This is a genomic window from Herbidospora sp. RD11066 (assembly GCF_054661255.1).
Genome location: NZ_BAAGDO010000005.1, coordinates 228,784 through 247,205 on the forward strand (window position 1 = coordinate 228,784; position 18,422 = coordinate 247,205).

An 18,422-nucleotide genomic window follows, 5' to 3' on the forward strand; every position below is an offset into this window, starting at 1 on the left:
CTGGCAACAATTCTGCGAGCTGATCGCGGGCCGCCACACCATCTCCAGCCTCACCGACCCAGTGCGCAAGGTAATGCCGGGTGGCCAAGGTGGCCGGGTGCTCAACGCCCAGCACACGCACTCGGACAGGCAACAATTCTGCGAGCCGGTCGCGGGCCGCCACACCATCCCCAGCCTCACCGACCCAATAGGCGAGGCTGTGCCGGGCGGCCAAGGTGTCGGGGTGTTCAGCGCCCAGCACTCGCACACGGACAGGCAACAATTGTGCGAGCCGGTCACGCGCCGCTACGGCGTCGCCCGCGTGACCGACCCAGGAAGCGAGGCTATGCCGGGTGGTCAAGGTGTCGGGGTGTTCAGCGCCTTGCACCCGCACACGGACAGGCAACAATTCTGCGAGCCGGTCGCGGGCCGCCAGAGCATCTCCAGCCTCACCGACCCAATACGCAAGGTTGCTCCTACTGGCCAAGGTATGGGGGTGTTCAGCGCCTTGCACTCGCACACGGACTGGCAACAATTCTGCGAGCCGGTCACGCGCCGCCACAACATCACCCGCTGCGCCTATCCAGAGCGCAAGATTGTTCCCAGTAGTCAACGTAACTGGATGCTCATAGCCCAGCACTGCCTCACAGACGGGCAGCAAATCGGCGAACTGGTCGCGGGCCGCCACAGCATCTCCACCCTCACCGACCCAGTACGCGAGATTATGCTGGGTAACCAAGGTGTCAGGGTGCTCAAAACCCAACACTCGCGTATAAGTGGGCAACAACTCGGCGAGCAGCTTTGGGGCGGCTGTGACGTCACCGGCATGACCGGTCAACAACCCAAGCATGGCTTGGGCATTCAGCGCCTCGTGATCATCAAGGCCATAATGGCCTGCAAGAACATTGCAGATCTGGGCTTGAAGATCACGCGCTAGGCGGTATTGGCCGATATCTACAAGATCGCGGACTACTGCCCATAGGGCGTGCCATCTTTGTAGCTCATCTTCTGCTTCCTCCACGTCGCGTGGCTCGTGGGAGGTATCGGCCTCTGGGATAGGTAGTTGCGAGGCAGGTTCAGCCTGGCGCACTGCAATCCACAGATCGCGGAACTCCTCCACCACCTGCGCGTCACCGCCAAGCGCTTCGACGACGAGTTTGAGCTGATCCCATTTGGGTGGGCGATGCGCGCGAAGCACCTGATGCACCGTTGTATGACTGATCATACGGTTTGTGCTACGGGAAATCGTTCGTGTACTGGGCTCGCCAGCCTTCATGTGCAGCAGCCGCAACTGACGCCGCAGGTCCTCCAGCGACGAATTGGGGTTGTTAGGAGGGATGGAAGCCAATTCGCTCATAGTGAGCATGAGCATCCCAGACTGTCAGCACATGTAAATGCCGTTTGTGGTAACTTGCCGAATCCTGTCAGCGTCTGTCAGCGCCTGTCAGTGATCGTCTGCCGCTGTCAGATCTCAAACGCCTGGTGGACGGCTTTGTCAGCGCGGTGTACGGGATTGTCCGTGACCCCCGACGAGCAGTTGTGATGCTCCACAGTGGTTGTCAAGCCGCTCCACCAGGGGGCGGCTGCGCCGTCTAGCGGCGTCCGCGCCACCTTGTCACGGGTTACCGGCGCGGACGCCGAGGCGTCCTCCGCACAGAAGGGCCTCTTGCATCATGCCCCACCTGGCATGGACCATCTCTGCCACCGCCGGATTGGTGCTCACTCCCGCAGCGGTGTTCCTGTTCTCCCGAGATGCAGGACGCCGTACCAGGGCCTGGCGCCTGCTCAAACTCCTGTTTCGCCGTTAGCCCCGGCCTTTCGGGAGCCAGGCTCGGGAGCCAACGCCCTACGGCCCTCTAAGCCTCACCTCGACCTCCTGAGAGTTGCCGCCCAGGTAAAAGCGCTCCGATCGACTACTGCCGATTTCCTCAGACAGTCTGGTCTTCCTTCGCATCGAAGGGGTCTGGGGTTCAAATCCCCATAGCTCCACTCTCGGAACGGCTCGTGGTTGACACCCCTTCGGGGTGGCTGCCACGGGCCGTTCCTCGTTTACACCGGGGGGCGACCCCCGGACCCCCGATACGAGAGGGCTCCGCCCCCTCGCGCTCCCCCTGGTCCGCTCACGCGGCCCTGACGTCGCTTTCGCTCCGGGTCGCTGCGCTCCTTGCGAAGGGCTCCGCCCCTCGCCCTCCCTGGAAGGGCCTCGCTATCGCTCGGGGGGAGCTCGCTTCGCTCGGATGATCGATTACAGGCGGTGCCAGACGGCTGGCGTGCTGATTTGATCTTCTGAGTGACAAACTGAGTGACTGCGGCTGGTGGATTGCCCCATGTCATGAGCGTTCAGCGACGTGGCCGCGATGAACATGGATGAGTCTCATGGGGGCAGGCCCGGTAGGACGGCTGGTCGTCCGCAGGATGCTCCAGGGCTGGTTACAACCTTCTTTACGGGTTCAAGCCGCCGCCCTGCGGGCGTCGGCGGCGCGGGGCGGCCAGACGCGGCCGGGCATGCGGCCTCTTTGGGCCGACCGTCCGCGCCACCTTCCCACGCCCGATTTAGGGCAGCGGCTTTGATCGCGTAGCGGGTGTGCACCACCTCCGGGTGGAGTTACGGCGGTCCCGGCCACAAGCGACCAGGAGTCTTTTCGCCTCCGGCGGGGGATTCCGGCCCCGAGGTGATCGCGGGTGCAAGACGTAGCGGGTCTGTAGTTGGTGGCGGGGGATCACCTCGCACACCGTCGTCCCAGGCAAGCCCAGCAGACCGGAGGCTCCGGCTCAAGCCCGGCTGTGCACGTAGGGCAACCAGCGGGCGAGGAAGGTCACCGGGAGCATGTACACGCGAATCCGGGCTTGCCCCTCCGACGCCGGCCCGCTGCCCCTCCGGGACGACGGCGTACGAGGCGATCTCGGATCATGGTGTCGGCGGTACGGCGGCGATCTTTACAGAGACCCAAGACCCACGGTCATGTTATGCGCAAAGTCTACAGTTCGGTCAATATGGACAAATCGTTTGCTTGAGGAAGTTGTTGTCTGTTACATGTCCAATCATATTTTTGTCTATCTAATCTGGTTTTAAGCGGCATTGCTTGTTGGGATGATGACTAAAAGCTTGTCGATGGTGGCCTGATGGCTCTGAGGGGGCTGGCCGTCGCCTCTCGGGTCAATATTGCCGCCAAGGTGTTTCCGAAACGTTGTAAAGGTTACGTTCTCGAATTGGGTGGTTTTCGGGTATATTTCGTTCCAAATTTGCTGGGAGTCGCTGTGCGATTATTGAAGACGGTCGCTGTATTTGTTGGTGTGTACATCGTTTCCGTAGTTGGCATGGGTGTGCTGGCTGCATTAATGATTGCGGCCACGGGCGACTATTACGTTGAGAGTAAGATTGGGTGGCGTGAGATCACCGGCGTCGTATCCCTTGGTGCCGCCATATTCTTTGCCGTGAAGGTCTGGAAGCGGAACGCTGTAGTTTCCCAGCTGGAGCTGGCGGTGTCTAAGGGGCACCAGAAAATTGAGCAGCGCGCCATGGAGTGCTCGCAAAAAGCTCTAATGACTTACGCCGATGGGTCTCCCACGAACGCGCGAGAACATATAGAAGTGCTGCGCGGCGTGGCTCACCGGGCCGTAATGCGTCAAGACTTCAAGACGGTCATCTCTTGCGACTTCTACATGCAAGCGTTCGACGGTTCCATGTTGAGCATCCCGGAAAGTGAGCTCTACGGTCCTGGTATCACCGCCGAGAGCTTCGGCCCTCGCCTGCTTGCCGATGTGATGGCGACACGTCAAAGACTTCTAGCGCAGGGGCTATTAGCAGATGAAGTGGAATACGGCCGGGCTACGCGGGCCGCTATGAAGCATGTGATCCCTGACATGCAAGTCTAGCGTGATTTTGCAGGACAATGGGCCGTGCGGTTGTCGAGGTTTTGATCCCTTCCGTTACTCTGGTCTTTGTCAAAGGGTTCCGCGCAGTGTCGCAACGAGAGCGGCCAGTTCCCGCTTCTGATTGTGGATAATGAATAATGCGATTAGGTGATAGGAAGTTGCCGAGCGCGAACTCTCGCTGATGCTCGCAGCCCACTCAAGTAGTGATGGAATGGGTGGCCCCGGTTCTGGTCGAGATTGAGCGGAAGGTCTAACTGGGCGATCAGTTCAGATTCGGCGAGCCATGGTTCTGGATGCTGCAGCCACGACACATGAGCATTTTCAGCCATCCAAGCGGAGAGTTCCCGTTCCCCGTCCGGGCCGAATGTCGGCCGCCGGCCGCTCCCTGCGCGACGTAGTTCCAACCCAAGTAAACAGCCCAGGGTGAGCCTTAAGGTGGAGCCTTCGGCGTAGCCCCGGTAGTGGTAGCGGATTCTCGTGCGTAGGTTCTGCCTGCTTGTGCGCGTCGCCATCCGGCGCGGGGCGATACCGACGTACAGAAGAGCGTCGGCTGGTAGTTGCGGATCAGGCGTCTGGGCGAAGCGCCATTCGTAGACGCCGGGGCCGCAGGGACCGGGCTGGGTCGCATCAGCACTTCTGCTGCTCGCCACAGCTTTTTCAGGCTCAATGAGGGCCGAGGCGTTCATCGCGTCTCCTGGCGGTCCGGGCCGATGGAGAGGCTAGGGCACGCGGGGTGAGTGACAAACTGAGTGACAACGGGGGCGTACCCTGGTGGACGCTGCCGATCATCGACGGACTGTATCCCCAGGTCAGCGGCCTAGCAGGCCGGACGGTGCAGGCTACGCAAGTGGCTTCGCATCGAAGGGTCTGGGGTTCAAATCCCATAACTCCACTCGTGACCAGGGCCTTGTGGTCGCCTCCCCTCCGAGGCGGCTTTCCTAGGGTCCCTTCGTCGTTTACAAGGGGGGACCCCCCGAACCCCTCGATACGAGATGGCCGCCGCCCCTCGCGCCCCCTGGTGCGCTTGCGCGCACCTGGCGTCGCTTTGCTCCGGGTCGCTGCGCTCCTTACGAAGTGCTCCGCCTCTCGCGCTCCAAGCTGCGGCAGAAGACCGACTGACATGTCGTTTGATCTTCCGGGTGACCAGCTAGTGACCACGTCGCTGGCGACGGGCTTGGCTTTTCTGCTTCCTTGCCGACCCATTGCGGGATAGGAACGAACCAGCGCCGAGAACTCGGGGGACGGCGCCCGCGAAGACATCTTTGACTGGGGGACCCACGTGAGTGCGGATGTACAGATCGTCATCGAACCGCTGCCTGAGCCCTTACGGGTGGCCGATCGGGTGCAGGCGGCGCTTGCCGCCCACCATCAGATGGCCGCTCGTCTGGACGGGGCCGATCCGGGCACCCTGATCGTCACCGGCGACGTGCTCGGCAACCACGAGGACGAGCCCGGAGACGCCCCGTTTCACGCCACGGTGTTCGATCTGGTCGCCAACCGAGGGGTCGAGCTGCGCGGTCGCCTCGATCGGCCGGAGGCGGCCGAGGTGCGGCCCAGTGCTCTCCGGCCGCTGCCGACGCCCGACGAGGTGGGGGCCGCCGCGCGGATCCTGCGGGCCGATGCCCGCTTTCCCTCCTCCGAAGCTATCGTCTACCGGTCCATGCCGCCGCTCGCCGACGTCGAGAGGCCGGACGGGACCCGGGCTCGCCGTCTCACGCTCGGGATCTATCAACCCTCTGGCACTCCACACCATCACATCGTGGCCGTTGATGTCGCCGCCGGCGAGGTGGACTGGGAGCCGGTCGACGTGGCCGCCCACCCCGACCACGGCGACTGCGAGGAGCGGCTGCCGGACGAGGTGGCGCCGTTGCGCGACCGGGGTGGACCCCCGATGGTCCGGTTGCGGGTGATCTCCGGCGGTGAGGAGCTGTGGAACCTGATCGTGGTGCGGCCGCGTGATTCGGCCCCCGCGGGAAGCGGATCGGGGGTGGAGCTGCGTCAGGTGCGCTACCGCGGCCGGCTGGTGCTGCGCCGGGCGCACGTGCCGATCCTCAACGTGGAATACGAGAACGGAACCACCTACCGTGACTGGCAGAACGCCGAGACCCGCTTCCGTGCCGTCGGCGAGGATCCGGTCGGCTGGGGGTGGCGGGTGTGCGACCGGCCGCCGAAGACGATTCTGGAGTCCGGCACCGACGCCGGGGCGTTTCAGGGTGTCGCTTTCTATTACGACGCTGACGCCGGGGAGGTGCGGATCGTCAGCGAACTGGAGGCGGGCTGGTACCGGTATATGTCGGACTGGCGGCTCGCCCTCGACGGGACGATCAAGCCGCGGTTCGGATTCGGCGCCATCAAGAACCCGATGACCTGCCAGCGGCACCGCCATCACGCCTACTGGCGGTTCGACTTCGACATCGGCGGGTCCAAGACCGACGTGATCGAGCAGGGCAGTGCCGACGCCGGCACCGGCGACGACGGGTGGATCCCGATCACGCGGGAGACCAAGCGTCGCCGCGGGACGCCGGCGCGGCACTGGCGGGTCCGGGACAAATCGAGTGGGTACGGCTACCGGATCGTGCCCGGCGAGCATGACAACACCGCCGACGCCTTCGGCATCTCCGACCTGTGGTTCCTTCGCAACCATCCCGACGAGCTGACCGACACCTCACGACTGGACGACCGCGCCCACCTGGACGCGTTCCTCAACGACGAGGACATCGCCGCCACCGACATCGTCGTCTGGTACGGGGGCCATTTCCTGCACGACCAGCACAACGACCCGCAGCCCCACCAGGGCCACATCGTCGGCCCCGACTTGATCCCCATGCTCTGGTGACCCACCCGGTCCTGCACCTGCTCGCGCACGCCGAGCATGCGGCCCAGGGGCCGCTCTCGGCGGCGCGCAGGATTCCGGGCCCGCGCCGTACCTACGACGTCCGTCGGCACCCGGGTCGCGCAGATCGATGGCCTGCTTCGTGTTCCGCCGTAAGCACTCACATCCAGCGCTTTCCGGTGCTGCATGATCGCGATGTGTCATGGGTGCAGGGCGGTGGAGGTCTCCGAGCAGTGCCGTATTGACCTGTCGGGCTATGAGGGAAGCCATGAAGGCCACAAGGGTAGGACGCAGTCGCCTGGAGTGCCCTTGGTGGCCAGGTCGTACATGGTCATGGCTGCGGGGCCGATGATCGAACCGGAAGCTGTGAGGGCGAGCGGTATGAGGCTCGGCCATAGACGTCCGGCCAGCCATGGCAGTCGGGTCAGCAGGTGGAAGGACTGGGCGACGAGCGCCGACGCTACCGAGACGGTCGGGAAGATCACGATCCGGGTCAGAGCCCAGACGGCTCCGGCGAAGTTTTCGCCGGAGCTCAGGTCGCCCAGGCAGTAGAGCTCCGCGCGGGCCACCAGGTGGATGTCGAGAAAGGCTCCGGCCGTTCCGCACGTGATGGCGATGATCATGGAGAGCCCACATCCGATCGTCCAGGGAATTGGACGGGCTTGTGGGGGTCTCCGCTCTGTCACGGCGCCATCAAAACAGACGGGTATGTGGGCGATGCGTGGCATTGGTGTGGGTCCGGTGCAGGGTTCACGCACCACCGACGCCCGCTCGGCCTCCCGATTTCGCCCCTACGTTAGTGCTAGTCCTCGGTCCACGATGAAGCGGGTGAGCTGGGCGCGTTCGTGGAAATCAGCGGTGAGCTCTGTGCTGGACGGCTCGTTGAGGCGTTCCCAGGGCAGGGCTGTGAACGCGGAGCGGATGACCAGGCTGCCGATGAATCCATACGCGACATCGTCGGACGCCGATGGCTTTCCATACTCGGCCATTCCGTCCAGGAAAGACGACACGAGCGTTTCGTGCAGCTCGGGGAGCCGCCCCGCAGGGAACTGGCCGGCATGGACCAGGCCCACCAGCAGCTGACCGAGGTCGAAGCCGATCGCGTGCGGTGTCTGGAAAGACGCGTCGATGGCGACGAAGGTGTCAGGCTCGTCGGAGGGCACGAGCAGGTTCTGCGGGCTCGCGTCACCGTGCGGCATCGACTGGGGCAACTCGTCGAGCCGGTCGAGGATCTGGTCGAGTCTGCCGGCGAGGGTGCGAAGGTCCGCTCGGAGGTGTGAGTCGACCGACGCCGCGACCAAGGGATGCGCCCATAGAGCGTCGTCCTCGAGCTGGGGCAGCGCCCCGCTCAGCCGGGCGTGCCGGTACATGCGCAGGCCATACCCAGGAGGCCACTCGGCGGCGGCGATCACTTCGGGAGCAGAGCGGCCGGCTGCGAAACCGCCCAGCAGATGGGCGGCTCGGGCGAAGCGCGGTACTTCCCACGCGTCGGGGTGTTCGGCCACGTCCTCCATCCACAGCGCCACGCGGTCGTCGCCGAGTTCGGTCAGGCGGTAGAGGTGGGGGACGCGCAGGCCGGTGGGCAGGTGGTCGGTGAAGTCGGGCTGCCAGGCGGCGAGTTCGGTTCGCCAGGGGAAGTTGTCGACGAACGCCTGACGGGCGGGCTCGGGCAGCATGTGCAGGTGGGGCCAGTGCCGGGGGCTGTGGACGACCTTGAGGAAGACGCGGAACGGCTCGCCGTCGTCCGTGACGCCGTGGACTCGCCGCAGCGTGCCCGTGCTGGGGGAGCCGAAGACCGGATAGTCCACCTCGTCCGCCGACCAGGTCTTGACGACGACGGGTCGGCCGAGGGCGCGGGTCACGATGTCGGTGAGTTCGGCGTCGCTCACGGAGGTGGAGCCGATCAGATGGGTCGACATGGCGGGCTCCGAAGATAAGGTTACCTGACTACATGGGATAGTAAGGTAACCTTATGACTTTGGCCAGCGATCCCGACCACGTTCTCGCGCTCATCGAGCGGGTGTTGCGGGCGTCCAAGCGCGCCATGGAGGCGGCGATGGCCGAACACGCGCCTGGGCTGCGGGGGTCGTTTCTCCGGGTGATGAATCTGATGCCCGTCGACGGCATCCGGCTGACCGATCTGGCCCGGCGTGCGTCGATGACCAAGCAGGCCATGGGGGAGTTCGTCGCCACGCTGGAGCAGGAAGGGTTCGTGCGGGTGTCGGCCGATCCGAACGATCGGCGGGTGCGGATCGTGGCGCCGACGCCCCGGGGGGTCGAGTTGCAGAAGGCGTGTTCGGCCGCGATCGAGGACATCGAGCGGGAGTGGCGGGAGCGGGTCGGTCCTCGGCGGTGGGCCACCGCGCGGGCCGTGCTGGCGGAGCTCGCCGAGTAGCGCTCTTGTCTGATCTATCGAAAGTCGATAGATTCCCAACGTCATTCGATAGAAGGATGCGTTATGGGGAAGCTGACAGTGAGTGCGCTTCGGGTCGTGCTCGCGGTGGTGTTCGTCGGTACGGTGCTCGTACAGGGATCGATGATCGTGACATTGACCGTCGGGCCCGACGACGAGACGCTCCCGCTCACGCCGATGCGGCTGATTCTGATCGTGGGGATGCTGGCGGTCCAGGTCGTGGTGGTCAGCGTCTGGCGGCTGGTGACGATGGTGCGGCACGGGACGGTGTTCTCTCACGCCGCCTTCCGTTACGTCGACCGGGTGATCGGCGCGATCGTGGTGGCCGCTCTGCTGTGGTTCACGGTCACGGCGCTCAACGCGCCGGGGCAGCGGGAAGATCCGGGCGTCACGGTCATCATGGGCGGGGTCGGGCTGGGGATTCTGGGGGGCGCGCTCATCGTGCTCGTGCTGCGGATGCTGCTCGCTCAGGCGGCGCAGATGCGGGCCGAGCTGGACGAGGTGATCTAGTGCCCATCGTCGTCGACATCGACGTGATGCTGGCCCGGCGGAAGATGTCCGTCGGCGACCTCGCCGATCGTGTCGGGATCACGCCCGCCAACCTGGCGGTGCTCAAGAACGGGCGGGCGAAGGCGGTGCGGTTCGCGACGCTCGCGGCGCTGTGCGAGGTGCTCGAATGCCAGCCGGGCGATCTGCTGCGATGGGAGGGCGACGATGCCCTGGAACCTGGGTGACGCCGAGACGCCGGTCGAGGCCGACCGGACGCTCGACGCGGTGGAGGCCGATCTCGCGCTGGCCCGTGGGCGGATTCTGCACGGACGGTTCCTCGCTGACCGGGCGCGTGGCGAGGACCCCGCCGAGCTGCCGTTGTTCGAGCGGGCGGTCGAGCTCTACCGGGCGTTGGGGGATACCCGCGGCGAGGCCGAGGCGCTGTTCTGGGTCGGCTGCCTGCACCAGGTCATCCGCCGGGACAACGAGACGGCGGTTCCCCTGTTCGAACGGGCTCGCCAGATGGGGGACCAGGCGACCCAGGGGGAGGCGCTGCGCCATCTGGGGATCGCGGCGCACATGGGCGGTCGGCTCGACGAGGCGCGCGAGCGGCTGGAGGAGTCGTCGCGGCTGTTCCGGGAGGCCGGATCCCTGCCCGTCGTGGCGGCCAACATGATCGGGCTGGCCTATGTCGCGTCCGCCCAGGATCGCCGGGCGGACGCGCTCGCGATCCTCGACGACGCCCACGCCATCGCGCTCGCCCACGGCGCCCAGGTCATCGTGGGGCAGATCGAGCAGGCCAGGACGGCGTTCACCACGGCATAGGGGAGCCCTCACGGAAGAAGCCGCCCGTCGGGCCGTCGACCGGCAGGGTGGCCAGGCGGACCAGCTCGGCGGCGCCCTCGGCCGCCGATCGGTGGCCCTGGTGGCCGTTCATGTCGGTGGCGCAGTAGCCGGGGTTTCCGGCGTTGACCTTGATGTTCGTCGCCGAAAGCTCCTTCGCGTACGCCACGGTGATCGCGCTCACCGCCGTCTTTCCCGTGTTGTACGCCAGCATGTTGAACGGGTAGAAGGCGTTCTCCGGGTCGGTGACGACGGCCAGCGAGCCGAGTTCGCTGCCCACGTTGACGATCCGGCCCGCCGCCGACCGGCGCAGCAGCGGGAGCATGGCGTTGGTCACGGCGATCACGCCGATGACGTTGGTCTCCAGTGTCTCCCGCACGGCGGAGACCGGGGTCGAGCTCGGGCCCGCGCCGTCGGCGGGGTGGAGGGTGCCGGCGTTGTTGACCAGGATGTCGAGGTGGTCGTACTCCGCCTCGATCCACTTGGCGGCGGCGTCGATCGTGGCCTGGTCGGTGACGTCCAGGGGGATGAAGACCGCGTCGGCGCCGCCCTCCCTGAGGCGGGTCACGGCGGCGGTGCCGCGTTCTTCGGAGCGGGCGCCGACGAGGACGGTGGCGCCCGCTTCGCCGAGGAGGCGGGCCGTCTCGTGGCCGATTCCCTTGTTGGCGCCGGTGATCAGTGCGATCGTCATGCCGGTCAGCGTGGTGTGGTGATCTTGGAATGGCCTTGCGGGTCACTGCAGCCCGCGTCAGCGGAAGGCCGCGGCGTTGCGTTCCGCCCACGCCGCGAAGGTGGCGGGGGCGCGGCCGAGGACCCTCTCGACGTCGGGGCTGACGCTCTGCTCCTGGATGGTCGGGGTGCCGAGGATGTCGAGGGTCGTGTCGGCGACCGGGGCGGGCATAAAGGCCAGCATCTGGGTGCGGGCCTCCTCTCTGGTCTGGTCGGTGAAGGTGATCGGCTCGCCGATGGCGGCGGCGATGGCGGCCGCACGCCGCCGCGGGGTGATCGCTTCGGGGCCGGTCAGTTCGTAGATCTCCTTTGCGTGGCCTGATTCGGTGAGGGTGACGGCGGCCACGGCGGCGATGTCGTCGGGGTCGACGACCGGGAGGCCGATGTCGCCGAACGGGGCGGCGACGGTGCGGGTGGTGGTGACGGAGGACGTCCAGGCATAGGCGTTGGAGGCGAAGCCACCGGGGCGCAGAAAGGTCCATTCCGCGCCCGAGCGAATGACGGCCTGTTCGAAGGCGGCGAAGGCGCGCCCGTGGGAGAGCGAATCGGGGCGGGTGGCCACCCCCTGCGAGGAGAGCAGGACGATCCGGCCGGAGCCCGCGAAGGGGGCGACGGCGCGGGCGGGGTCGCCGGCCATCATCAGGTCGCCGCCGACCAGCAGGAACACCGCGTCGGCCTCGGAGGGCAGGTCGGTGGTCGGTCGGGAGAGGTCGGCGGCGACGGCGCGGACGCCGGATGGCACGTCGGCGGGGGTGATGCGGCGGGACACGGCGGTCACCTCGTGGCCCTGCCCGGCGAGCAGGCGGACCAGCGTGCGGCCGACGTTGCCGGTGGCACCTGTGACGACGATCATGACGAACTCCTTAGTTAGTCGACTGACTGATAAGAACGTAGCATAGAATTAGTCAGGTGACTGACTTGAAATCGAAGCGGCAGCGGCTCACGCGGGCGGCGGCCGAAGTCGTGCATCGGCAGGGGGCCGAGCGCACCACCATCGCCGACATCGCGCGCGCGGCCGAGGTGCCCGTGGGCAACGTCTACTACTACTTCAAGACCAAAGACGATCTGGTCGCGGCCGCCCTGTCGGAGCACGCGCGTCAGCTGGAGCTGCTGACCAGTGGTCTCGACCGGCTTCCCGATCCTCGCGAGCGGCTCAAAGGGCTGGTCGAGGCGTGGGTGAGCCAGCGCGACCTCGCCGCCCGCTACGGCTGCCCGACCGGCACCCTCGCCGCCGAGCTGGACAAACGCGACGGCGGCGGGCTCGACGCCGAGGCGGGGCGGGTCATCCGGCTGCTGCTCACGTGGGTGGAAAGTCAGTTCCGTGAGCTGGGCCTGGCCGATCCCGACGGGCTCGCGCTGACCCTGGTGGGCGCCTACCAGGGGATGTCGCTGCTGGCCAACGCCCTGCGCGACCCCGCGGTCATGGACCGCGAGGGCGCTCGCCTGCTCGCCTGGCTCGACGCCGTCAGGTGACGACGTTCGTCGTCCACCGGCTCTCGTCGGGGCCGAGCAGGGTGATTCGGCCGAGCAGGTCGTCGGCGTCACCCCGATTCTGCGCCTGTACGCAGACATGGAGGCCATTGGCCGAATCGCAGGAGCCGTCCGACATCGGCTTCAGGCCGACCCGGATGGTGACGCTTGTCTTGTCTGTTTTTGCATAGAACATCACGAGGTCCCAGCCCGTGTCGTCGTTGGGTCGGGGGCGCCAGAAGTGGACTTCGGTGACGTCCAGGTCTTCGGGGAGTCCGTGGATGCGCAGGGGGAGCGGCGGGCCCACGAGGAACGGCGTTCGGCCAGGTAGGCGTTGACCAGGACGGTACGCGCGTAGCCGTCGGGGTTCTCGACCGCGCGTACCCGCAGCCAGTTCAGGTAGAGCCGGGTGACGGCGACCTGCACCAGTTCGTCGGCGGCGTGCCAGTCGCCGCACAGGAGGAACGCGACCTGACGTAACCACAACGACTTCGCCGACACGTAGTCGGTGAACTCGGCGTCGTGCATGCGCCTCCCCTCCTCGTCACTGCTCTAATGCGCCTCGAGGGGCGGAGGTTGCATGGAATTGTCGTTCGCCTTTGGTAGGACGGAACCCCGCCCCCCTGACCGAGGACGCCGCATGTTCCCCGAAGGCAACGAGATGTATTTCGACGACGCCGAACACGACAGACATCTCGACGCGCTCCATCCCGGCCGCCCGGCCGACCCGCGCGACTGCGGCGAGACCTTCCTCCACGACGACGAGTGCTACCGCTTCGACCGGATGGGCGCCCACCGCGACACCTTCGCCGGGCTGCCCGTCGTTGGGCACCGCCCGCCCGGAGGTGATCCCGGGGGCTTCGCGTGGCCCTTGTGGGGTGCCGAACTCTACGAGCCGGCCAGTCACGCCGGGTTCACAGAGGGGTTGGAGAAGCTGCTCGCCACCGTCGACGGCGCTCAGATCCGGGCCATCGTGGTTCCCGGGATCAGCGCCGTCCACGCCCCGGCCGTGCTCGCCGCCAACGCCCATCGGCTGCCCGGGTTGCGGGCGCTGTTCCTGTGCCTGATCGACATCGACTACCAGATCTCCTGGATCGAGCAGGGTGACATCACCCCGATCCTGGAGGCGTTCCCGCTGCTGGAGCGGCTCGACGTGCGCGGCAGTGAGGGGCTGGAGCTCCGTCCCGTGCGGCACGAGTCTCTCAAGGTGCTGCGGTTCGAGACGGGTGGGCTGCCCGAGGAGGTCGTCCGGGCGATCGGGCAGAGCGAGCTGCCCGCGCTGGAGCACCTGGAGCTGTGGCTCGGCGTGACCGAATACGGCGGCGGCGCGACCGAGGGCGATCTCGACGGGATCCTGCGGGGGACGGGGCTGCCCTCGTTGCGTCGATTGGGGCTCCGTGACAGCGAGATCCAGGACGAGGTGGCCGCCGCCGTGGCCGTGGCGCCGGTCACCGCGCGGCTGGAGGAGCTCAGCCTGGCCATGGGGATGCTGAGTGACGCCGGAGCCGAGGCCCTGCTGAGTGGTCAGCCGCTCACCCACCTACGCCGACTCGACCTGCACCATCACTTCCTGACCACGTCCATGGGTGAACGCCTTCAGCGGGCGCTGCCCGGGGTCGAGATCGATCTCAGCGAAGCCCGGGGGGATGTGCGCGGGGGCTACGTCGCCGTCGCCGAGTAGGTCTTCGTGCGGACTCCGCCGAACAGGGCGAGGCCGCTGATCACGACCTTGGGCCCGCCCGGTCTTCTGCGGGCGGCGCCTCTGTCGAACACCCCGAACAGTCCGAACCCCTTGACCTCGACGTCGAGGTCGTCGGGGACGGCCACCTCCGTGTAGCCCCACAGCGCGAACACCCGCACCCGGACCTCCCGCCCGGCGAACCGCGCGTCCCGCAGGTCGATCTCACCTCCGCCGAACATCGCCAGCGACGTGAACCCGCGCGGGACGACCCACCGGCCCCGGCGGCTGAACCAGCCGAACACGCTCATCGCGAAGCGGGAGCCGGGCTCGGCGCCGACCACCAGGGTGTCGGCGCGCTCGGGCCGGGGGAGGTCGTGCCCCACCCGGTCCAGTTCGGCCTGTGTCTTGGCCTCGTAGACGTCGGTGAGCCGCCGGTCGAGTTCGGTGAGCGTGATCCGTCCCTCGGCCGCGGCCTTCTGTAAGCGCTCGGCCGCGCGATCGCGGTCTCCGTCGGAGGCGCGTACTCCTTGGTCCGTCATGTGGGCATTTTATTATCCATTTGGCCAATAAGTCATGTGGTTGCCGAGCGCGGTGGCCAGCTCGGCCCGGAACTCCGTCTCGTGCGCCGGGTCGTCGGGATCGTGTCCCAGGCCCGCCAGCCACGACCGCCCGCCGATGGCGAACCCGTACGCCGCCGACAGCCCGATCAGCGCCACCGCCTCGATGCGGGCGCGGGTCGGAACCGGCCCGCCCGCCAGCGCCTCCCGGATCCCGGCCTCGATCGCGTCGATCAGCTCGACCAGTTCCGGCCGGACCGACCCCCGGTATCCGGCGTTCATCTCGGCCCAGACGAACAGGCGCAGGTAGCGTTCGTCGGCCAGGGTGTCGAACAGCACGCCTGTGATCCCCGCCGCGGTCGGCACGCCCTGCTCGGCCCTGATCCGCTCGCGGACCGCCACCTCGATGCGGTCGTTCTCGGCGGTCAGCACCTCGCGGACCAGCGCGGCGTAGGTGCCGAAATAGTGGGTCACGAGCCCGTGGGCGACACCGGCGGCCTCGGCGATCTGGCGCAGGGTGACGGCGTCGGGGCCGTGTTCCCTGATCAGCAGGGCCGCCGCGGTCAGAAGTTCCGCGCGTGATTCCTCGGGACTGCGCCGCCTTCTGGGTGTCATGGGCGGCAGCTTATTGGCCACTGGACAACAGAGGCCGGTCTCAGCGCATGCGGAACACCGGGCCGCGCGGCCGGAACGGCAGCGAGGCCCCTTCCGGGAGCAGGTACGCGTGCTCGCGCCGCACCCGGATCACGTCGCACCACCCGTCGGTGATGATCAGGACGGGCCCGTCTCGGGGGAAGTCGTCGGCGCGTTCGAGCAGGTTGACCCCCGGCTGCAGCTCGGTGCCGCCCCGCCCGCGCACCCGCACCTGCCCGGCGATCGTCTCGACCGGCAGGTAGCCCGCGTCGTAGGCGGCGGCGTCGCAGAACACCACCCGGGCCTGCGGCACGTCTCTGGCCAGGGCGTATGACGCGATCGCGCCCAGGGCCTTGCCCAGGAGCCGGATGTCCATCGAGCCCGACGTGTCGAGGACCACGCCGAACGTCGCCTGCCGCACCACCTCTTCGGGCAGGATCCAGCCCGGCCGTGGAATGCCCGGCGTCGACGACTGGCGGCGGGAGGCGCGGGCGTAGGTGCGCTTGCGCTCGGGGCTGCGGACGTGTTCGTCGAACCACCGGGCCAGCTGGGCGTCCCAGGGGAGCGGGGGCTGGTCGAGGGCGCGGATCTCCTGTTCGAGGCCGCTCGGGAGGTACCCCCGTCCGGACGACAGGTGGTATTCCAGGCCGTTGGACAGGGCGCTGCGGTAGTAGGCGTCGAGGTCGGCGTACCGGCCGGGATGTCCGGGTTCGTGGAGGAGGTCGCCGAGGCCCCTGCCCCGGAGGGTGGCCAGACGGCGCATGCGGCGCAGGTCGGTGCTGATGCGGTCGTACACCTCCTCACTGGACATGCCGCGCAGGTCGGCGTCGTAGAGGAGCCCTTCGGGCATCTCGCCGACGTTCATCTCGACGAGCCAGCCGTTGACGACGAAGTCACAGGCCACATTCCAGGTGTACGGATCACGCCCGCCCACCCGATCACCATGCCGCAGCGCGGCGTGGAGCATCTCGTGCGCCAGGACGAACCGCCACTCTTCCGTCGACAGCTCGATCAGCGGATTGACGTAGAGCTCCCCGACCTCGGCGTTGACCGCCGCGATCGAGATGTCCCAGCCCCGGGCCACGTCGGCATCGGCGACGATCTTCATCCCGGCCGCCAGCGCGCCCAGCAGCGGATACGAAGACACGAACCACCCCAGCGCCAGCTCCCACGGCGGCTTGGGCCGGTAGGGGTCACCGCCCGACGCCACCGTGACGGCAGACGTCGCCGCCGAGGAGACGCCGATGGCGAGTTCGTTGGGGTATTTGTGCCAGTCGGCCTGCTTCTCGGTGCCGATGGTGAAGTCGGGGTGCTCGGGCGCGTATTCGGCCGGGACCCCGGCCGCCCATCGCCGGGCGAGGGTCGCCTCGTCGTCGGGGGGAAGGTCCTTCGGCGGCCGGGGCGGGCTGCCGATGCCGACGGACGCGAGGAACCGGTCGACCGTGACACAGCAGGCCGCCTGGTAGTGGAGCCGGGGGGTCCGCCGCTTCTCCCTCCCCATGGGTCGTTCGAGGTCGCCGGGCTCGGCGTTGCGCGGGTCGAGGTGGCCGAAGCCCGCGTGCAGCAGCAGGTGGGCGAACACCCAGGCCCACTGGTCGGATTCGGCGCGTACCCGCGGATTGAAACGGACCGTCCCCTCGGGGAGGATGTCGGCCCACAATCCGTTCGGCAGATCTTCGTGGTCGGTCAGGTCGGCCTTCAGCGTGCGGAACAGCGGATGCGCCGACGCGTCGTGCCAGCCGTGGAAGACCGCCAGGCGCCACGGATCGGGTTTGCGCTGCTTCTTCATCAGGCCCGCGCCGCCGCCAGCCGGGGCAGATCGCGGCCGACCTCGATGAGGAACCACGACGGCAGCACCGGAACCCCGTTGTCGTCGGTGGCGATGACCAACTGGGCGCATTCGAGGCTGATCTCGGCCAGCTCGATCAGCAGTGCCTTCGCCCGGAACGCCAGCTTCTGCAATGTGGGCGAAGCGTGCTTCTTGGACGCCGGCAGGTCCTTTGCCAGCCGCGCCCGGAACGCCTCCGACAGGAAGAACAGTAGATCGCGGTCGAGAGGATCGCGCGGCCAGCCCGCGTCGCCCTTGAGCACGGCGTCGAGGTCGAAGGCGTGCCGGACCGTCTTCACATAGGCCCGGAAAGCCGACGCGTGCACCGGCGACAGCGTGCCGTGGGCCAGCACCGCCAGCGTGTCGCCGTCGACCTCCTCGCCGTAGGCGTGCAGCGCGTCCGACAGCATGTGCCACCCACGCGGCGTGGAGAACGGCTCCTCCGTCTTCGGCGGAGCACTCCACAGATGATCAGGCCGCTGTACGAGATGGTCGACCACCCACCGGTGCACACCATTGGCCGAGGCCCAGACCAGCCAGTCGTCGACCGAGGCCCGCAGGTGAACATGGATCATCCGGTTGACCAGCGCCGACGGCATCGGCCGCGCGAGCGCGTTGTCGGTCGCGCGGTTCCCCGCGCCGATGACGACCGACCCCGGGGGCAGCTCGTAGGTCCCGATGCGCCGATCGAGAATCAGCGAATAAAACGCCTTCTGCACTTCGGGAGAAGAGGCGTTGAGTTCGTCGAGGAACAGACAGTAAGGCTCATCGCGGGCGATCGACTCAGGCGGCGCGAACCGGCTCCGATCGCCCACGATCTGTGGCACGCCGATGAGATCCTCGGGGGCCAGCTGGGTGCCGAGCAGCGTCACACATTCGAGCCCCAGCGACTCGGCGAACGCCTTGACCAGCGAACTCTTCCCAATACCCGGAGCACCCCAGAGGAAGACGGGACGCACCAGGGCGACATTCAGCAACACCTCGGGAAGCGCGGCCGGCGTGACGGTGACGGTGGCCTGCATATAGACCAGCTTTCCGGAATGACCCGGACTACAGCCATTGGTTTTTTTCGTCGGATAAGGCGTTATCGG

Annotated in this window: 20 protein-coding genes; 8 read left to right on the top strand and 12 right to left on the bottom strand. The window is 67.2% G+C overall.

Annotation, left to right across the window (positions count from 1 at the left end):
* On the bottom strand, positions 1-1,336 hold a 1,336-nt coding region (locus ACYQ78_RS21315; RefSeq protein ID WP_459802626.1), incomplete at its 3' end, for a tetratricopeptide repeat protein.
* Between the two features lie 1,766 nt (positions 1,337-3,102).
* On the opposite strand from ACYQ78_RS21315, the gene ACYQ78_RS21320 reads away from it, so the two are divergent.
* Positions 3,103-3,855, top strand: coding sequence for a hypothetical protein (locus tag ACYQ78_RS21320; RefSeq protein WP_459802627.1), 753 nt, complete (start codon positions 3,103-3,105; stop codon positions 3,853-3,855).
* Positions 3,856-3,998: 143 nt separating this feature from the next.
* Here the strand turns inward: ACYQ78_RS21320 and ACYQ78_RS21325 are convergent, their stop codons facing one another.
* Positions 3,999-4,541 (bottom strand): GIY-YIG nuclease family protein, encoded by a 543-nt coding sequence (locus ACYQ78_RS21325; RefSeq protein ID WP_459802628.1) that lies wholly within the window; start codon positions 4,539-4,541, stop codon positions 3,999-4,001.
* A gap of 593 nt (positions 4,542-5,134) precedes the next feature.
* Here ACYQ78_RS21325 and ACYQ78_RS21330 point away from each other — a divergent pair.
* Complete coding sequence (locus tag ACYQ78_RS21330; protein ID WP_459802629.1) at positions 5,135-6,691, top strand: hypothetical protein; 1,557 nt, start codon at positions 5,135-5,137, stop codon at positions 6,689-6,691.
* 251 nt (positions 6,692-6,942) lie between these two features.
* Here the strand turns inward: ACYQ78_RS21330 and ACYQ78_RS21335 are convergent, their stop codons facing one another.
* Positions 6,943-7,311, bottom strand: a complete 369-nt coding sequence (locus tag ACYQ78_RS21335; protein ID WP_459802630.1) for a hypothetical protein — start codon at positions 7,309-7,311, stop codon at positions 6,943-6,945.
* Positions 7,312-7,479: 168 nt separating this feature from the next.
* The gene (locus tag ACYQ78_RS21340; RefSeq protein WP_459802631.1) at positions 7,480-8,607 is read right to left on the bottom strand and encodes a hypothetical protein; all 1,128 of its coding nucleotides are present in this window, start codon (positions 8,605-8,607) and stop codon (positions 7,480-7,482) included.
* Between the two features lie 53 nt (positions 8,608-8,660).
* On the opposite strand from ACYQ78_RS21340, the gene ACYQ78_RS21345 reads away from it, so the two are divergent.
* The 4 genes from ACYQ78_RS21345 (at position 8,661) to ACYQ78_RS21360 (ending at position 10,415) form a co-directional block, all read left to right on the top strand.
* On the top strand, positions 8,661-9,083 hold the full coding sequence (locus ACYQ78_RS21345) for a MarR family winged helix-turn-helix transcriptional regulator (RefSeq protein WP_459802632.1): 423 nt from the start codon (positions 8,661-8,663) through the stop codon (positions 9,081-9,083).
* Positions 9,084-9,146: 63 nt separating this feature from the next.
* Positions 9,147-9,611 (top strand): DUF2975 domain-containing protein, encoded by a 465-nt coding sequence (locus ACYQ78_RS21350; protein WP_459802633.1) that lies wholly within the window; start codon positions 9,147-9,149, stop codon positions 9,609-9,611.
* Entirely contained in the window at positions 9,611-9,835 is a 225-nt protein-coding gene (locus ACYQ78_RS21355) for a helix-turn-helix domain-containing protein (RefSeq protein WP_459802634.1), read from the top strand. Before ACYQ78_RS21350 ends, ACYQ78_RS21355 begins: the two co-directional genes overlap by 1 nt.
* A complete protein-coding gene (locus tag ACYQ78_RS21360; RefSeq protein ID WP_459802635.1) occupies positions 9,816-10,415 on the top strand; it encodes a tetratricopeptide repeat protein in 600 nt (199 codons plus the stop codon). Before ACYQ78_RS21355 ends, ACYQ78_RS21360 begins: the two co-directional genes overlap by 20 nt.
* Here the strand turns inward: ACYQ78_RS21360 and ACYQ78_RS21365 are convergent.
* Positions 10,402-11,124, bottom strand: a complete 723-nt coding sequence (locus ACYQ78_RS21365) for an SDR family oxidoreductase (protein WP_459802636.1) — start codon at positions 11,122-11,124, stop codon at positions 10,402-10,404. The two genes, ACYQ78_RS21360 and ACYQ78_RS21365, sit on opposite strands and share 14 nt — an antisense overlap.
* Before the next feature lie 57 nt (positions 11,125-11,181).
* Positions 11,182-12,015: an SDR family oxidoreductase gene (locus tag ACYQ78_RS21370; protein WP_459802637.1), complete on the bottom strand. Its 834-nt coding sequence runs from the start codon at positions 12,013-12,015 to the stop codon at positions 11,182-11,184.
* Between the two features lie 56 nt (positions 12,016-12,071).
* Here ACYQ78_RS21370 and ACYQ78_RS21375 point away from each other — a divergent pair, with 56 nt between their 5' ends.
* On the top strand, positions 12,072-12,635 hold the full coding sequence (locus ACYQ78_RS21375; protein WP_459802638.1) for a TetR/AcrR family transcriptional regulator: 564 nt from the start codon (positions 12,072-12,074) through the stop codon (positions 12,633-12,635).
* Here ACYQ78_RS21375 and ACYQ78_RS21380 read toward each other — a convergent pair.
* Both ACYQ78_RS21380 and ACYQ78_RS21385 read right to left on the bottom strand, forming a co-directional pair.
* Positions 12,628-12,771, bottom strand: a complete 144-nt coding sequence (locus ACYQ78_RS21380; RefSeq protein WP_459802639.1) for a hypothetical protein — start codon at positions 12,769-12,771, stop codon at positions 12,628-12,630. The genes ACYQ78_RS21375 and ACYQ78_RS21380 overlap by 8 nt on opposite strands.
* 56 nt (positions 12,772-12,827) lie before the next feature.
* The gene (locus tag ACYQ78_RS21385; protein WP_459802640.1) at positions 12,828-13,160 is read right to left on the bottom strand and encodes a sigma factor; all 333 of its coding nucleotides are present in this window, start codon (positions 13,158-13,160) and stop codon (positions 12,828-12,830) included.
* Positions 13,161-13,272: 112 nt separating this feature from the next.
* On the opposite strand from ACYQ78_RS21385, the gene ACYQ78_RS21390 reads away from it, so the two are divergent.
* Positions 13,273-14,313 carry an STM4015 family protein gene (locus ACYQ78_RS21390; RefSeq protein WP_459802641.1) on the top strand — a complete coding sequence of 347 codons (1,041 nt, stop codon included), beginning with the start codon at positions 13,273-13,275 and terminating at the stop codon, positions 14,311-14,313.
* Here the strand turns inward: ACYQ78_RS21390 and ACYQ78_RS21395 are convergent.
* From ACYQ78_RS21395 to ACYQ78_RS21410, 4 genes are read right to left on the bottom strand one after another with little or no spacing between them, the layout of a single operon-like run.
* The gene (locus ACYQ78_RS21395) at positions 14,292-14,852 is read right to left on the bottom strand and encodes a DUF1707 SHOCT-like domain-containing protein (protein WP_459802642.1); all 561 of its coding nucleotides are present in this window, start codon (positions 14,850-14,852) and stop codon (positions 14,292-14,294) included. The two genes, ACYQ78_RS21390 and ACYQ78_RS21395, sit on opposite strands and share 22 nt — an antisense overlap.
* A gap of 12 nt (positions 14,853-14,864) precedes the next feature.
* A complete protein-coding gene (locus ACYQ78_RS21400) occupies positions 14,865-15,485 on the bottom strand; it encodes a TetR/AcrR family transcriptional regulator (protein WP_459802643.1) in 621 nt (206 codons plus the stop codon).
* Between the two features lie 40 nt (positions 15,486-15,525).
* Positions 15,526-17,292, bottom strand: coding sequence for a vWA domain-containing protein (locus tag ACYQ78_RS21405; protein ID WP_459802644.1), 1,767 nt, complete (start codon positions 17,290-17,292; stop codon positions 15,526-15,528).
* A complete protein-coding gene (locus ACYQ78_RS21410) occupies positions 17,292-18,353 on the bottom strand; it encodes an AAA family ATPase (RefSeq protein ID WP_459802645.1) in 1,062 nt (353 codons plus the stop codon). Before ACYQ78_RS21410 ends, ACYQ78_RS21405 begins: the two co-directional genes overlap by 1 nt.
* Between the last annotated feature and the right edge of the window lie 69 nt (positions 18,354-18,422).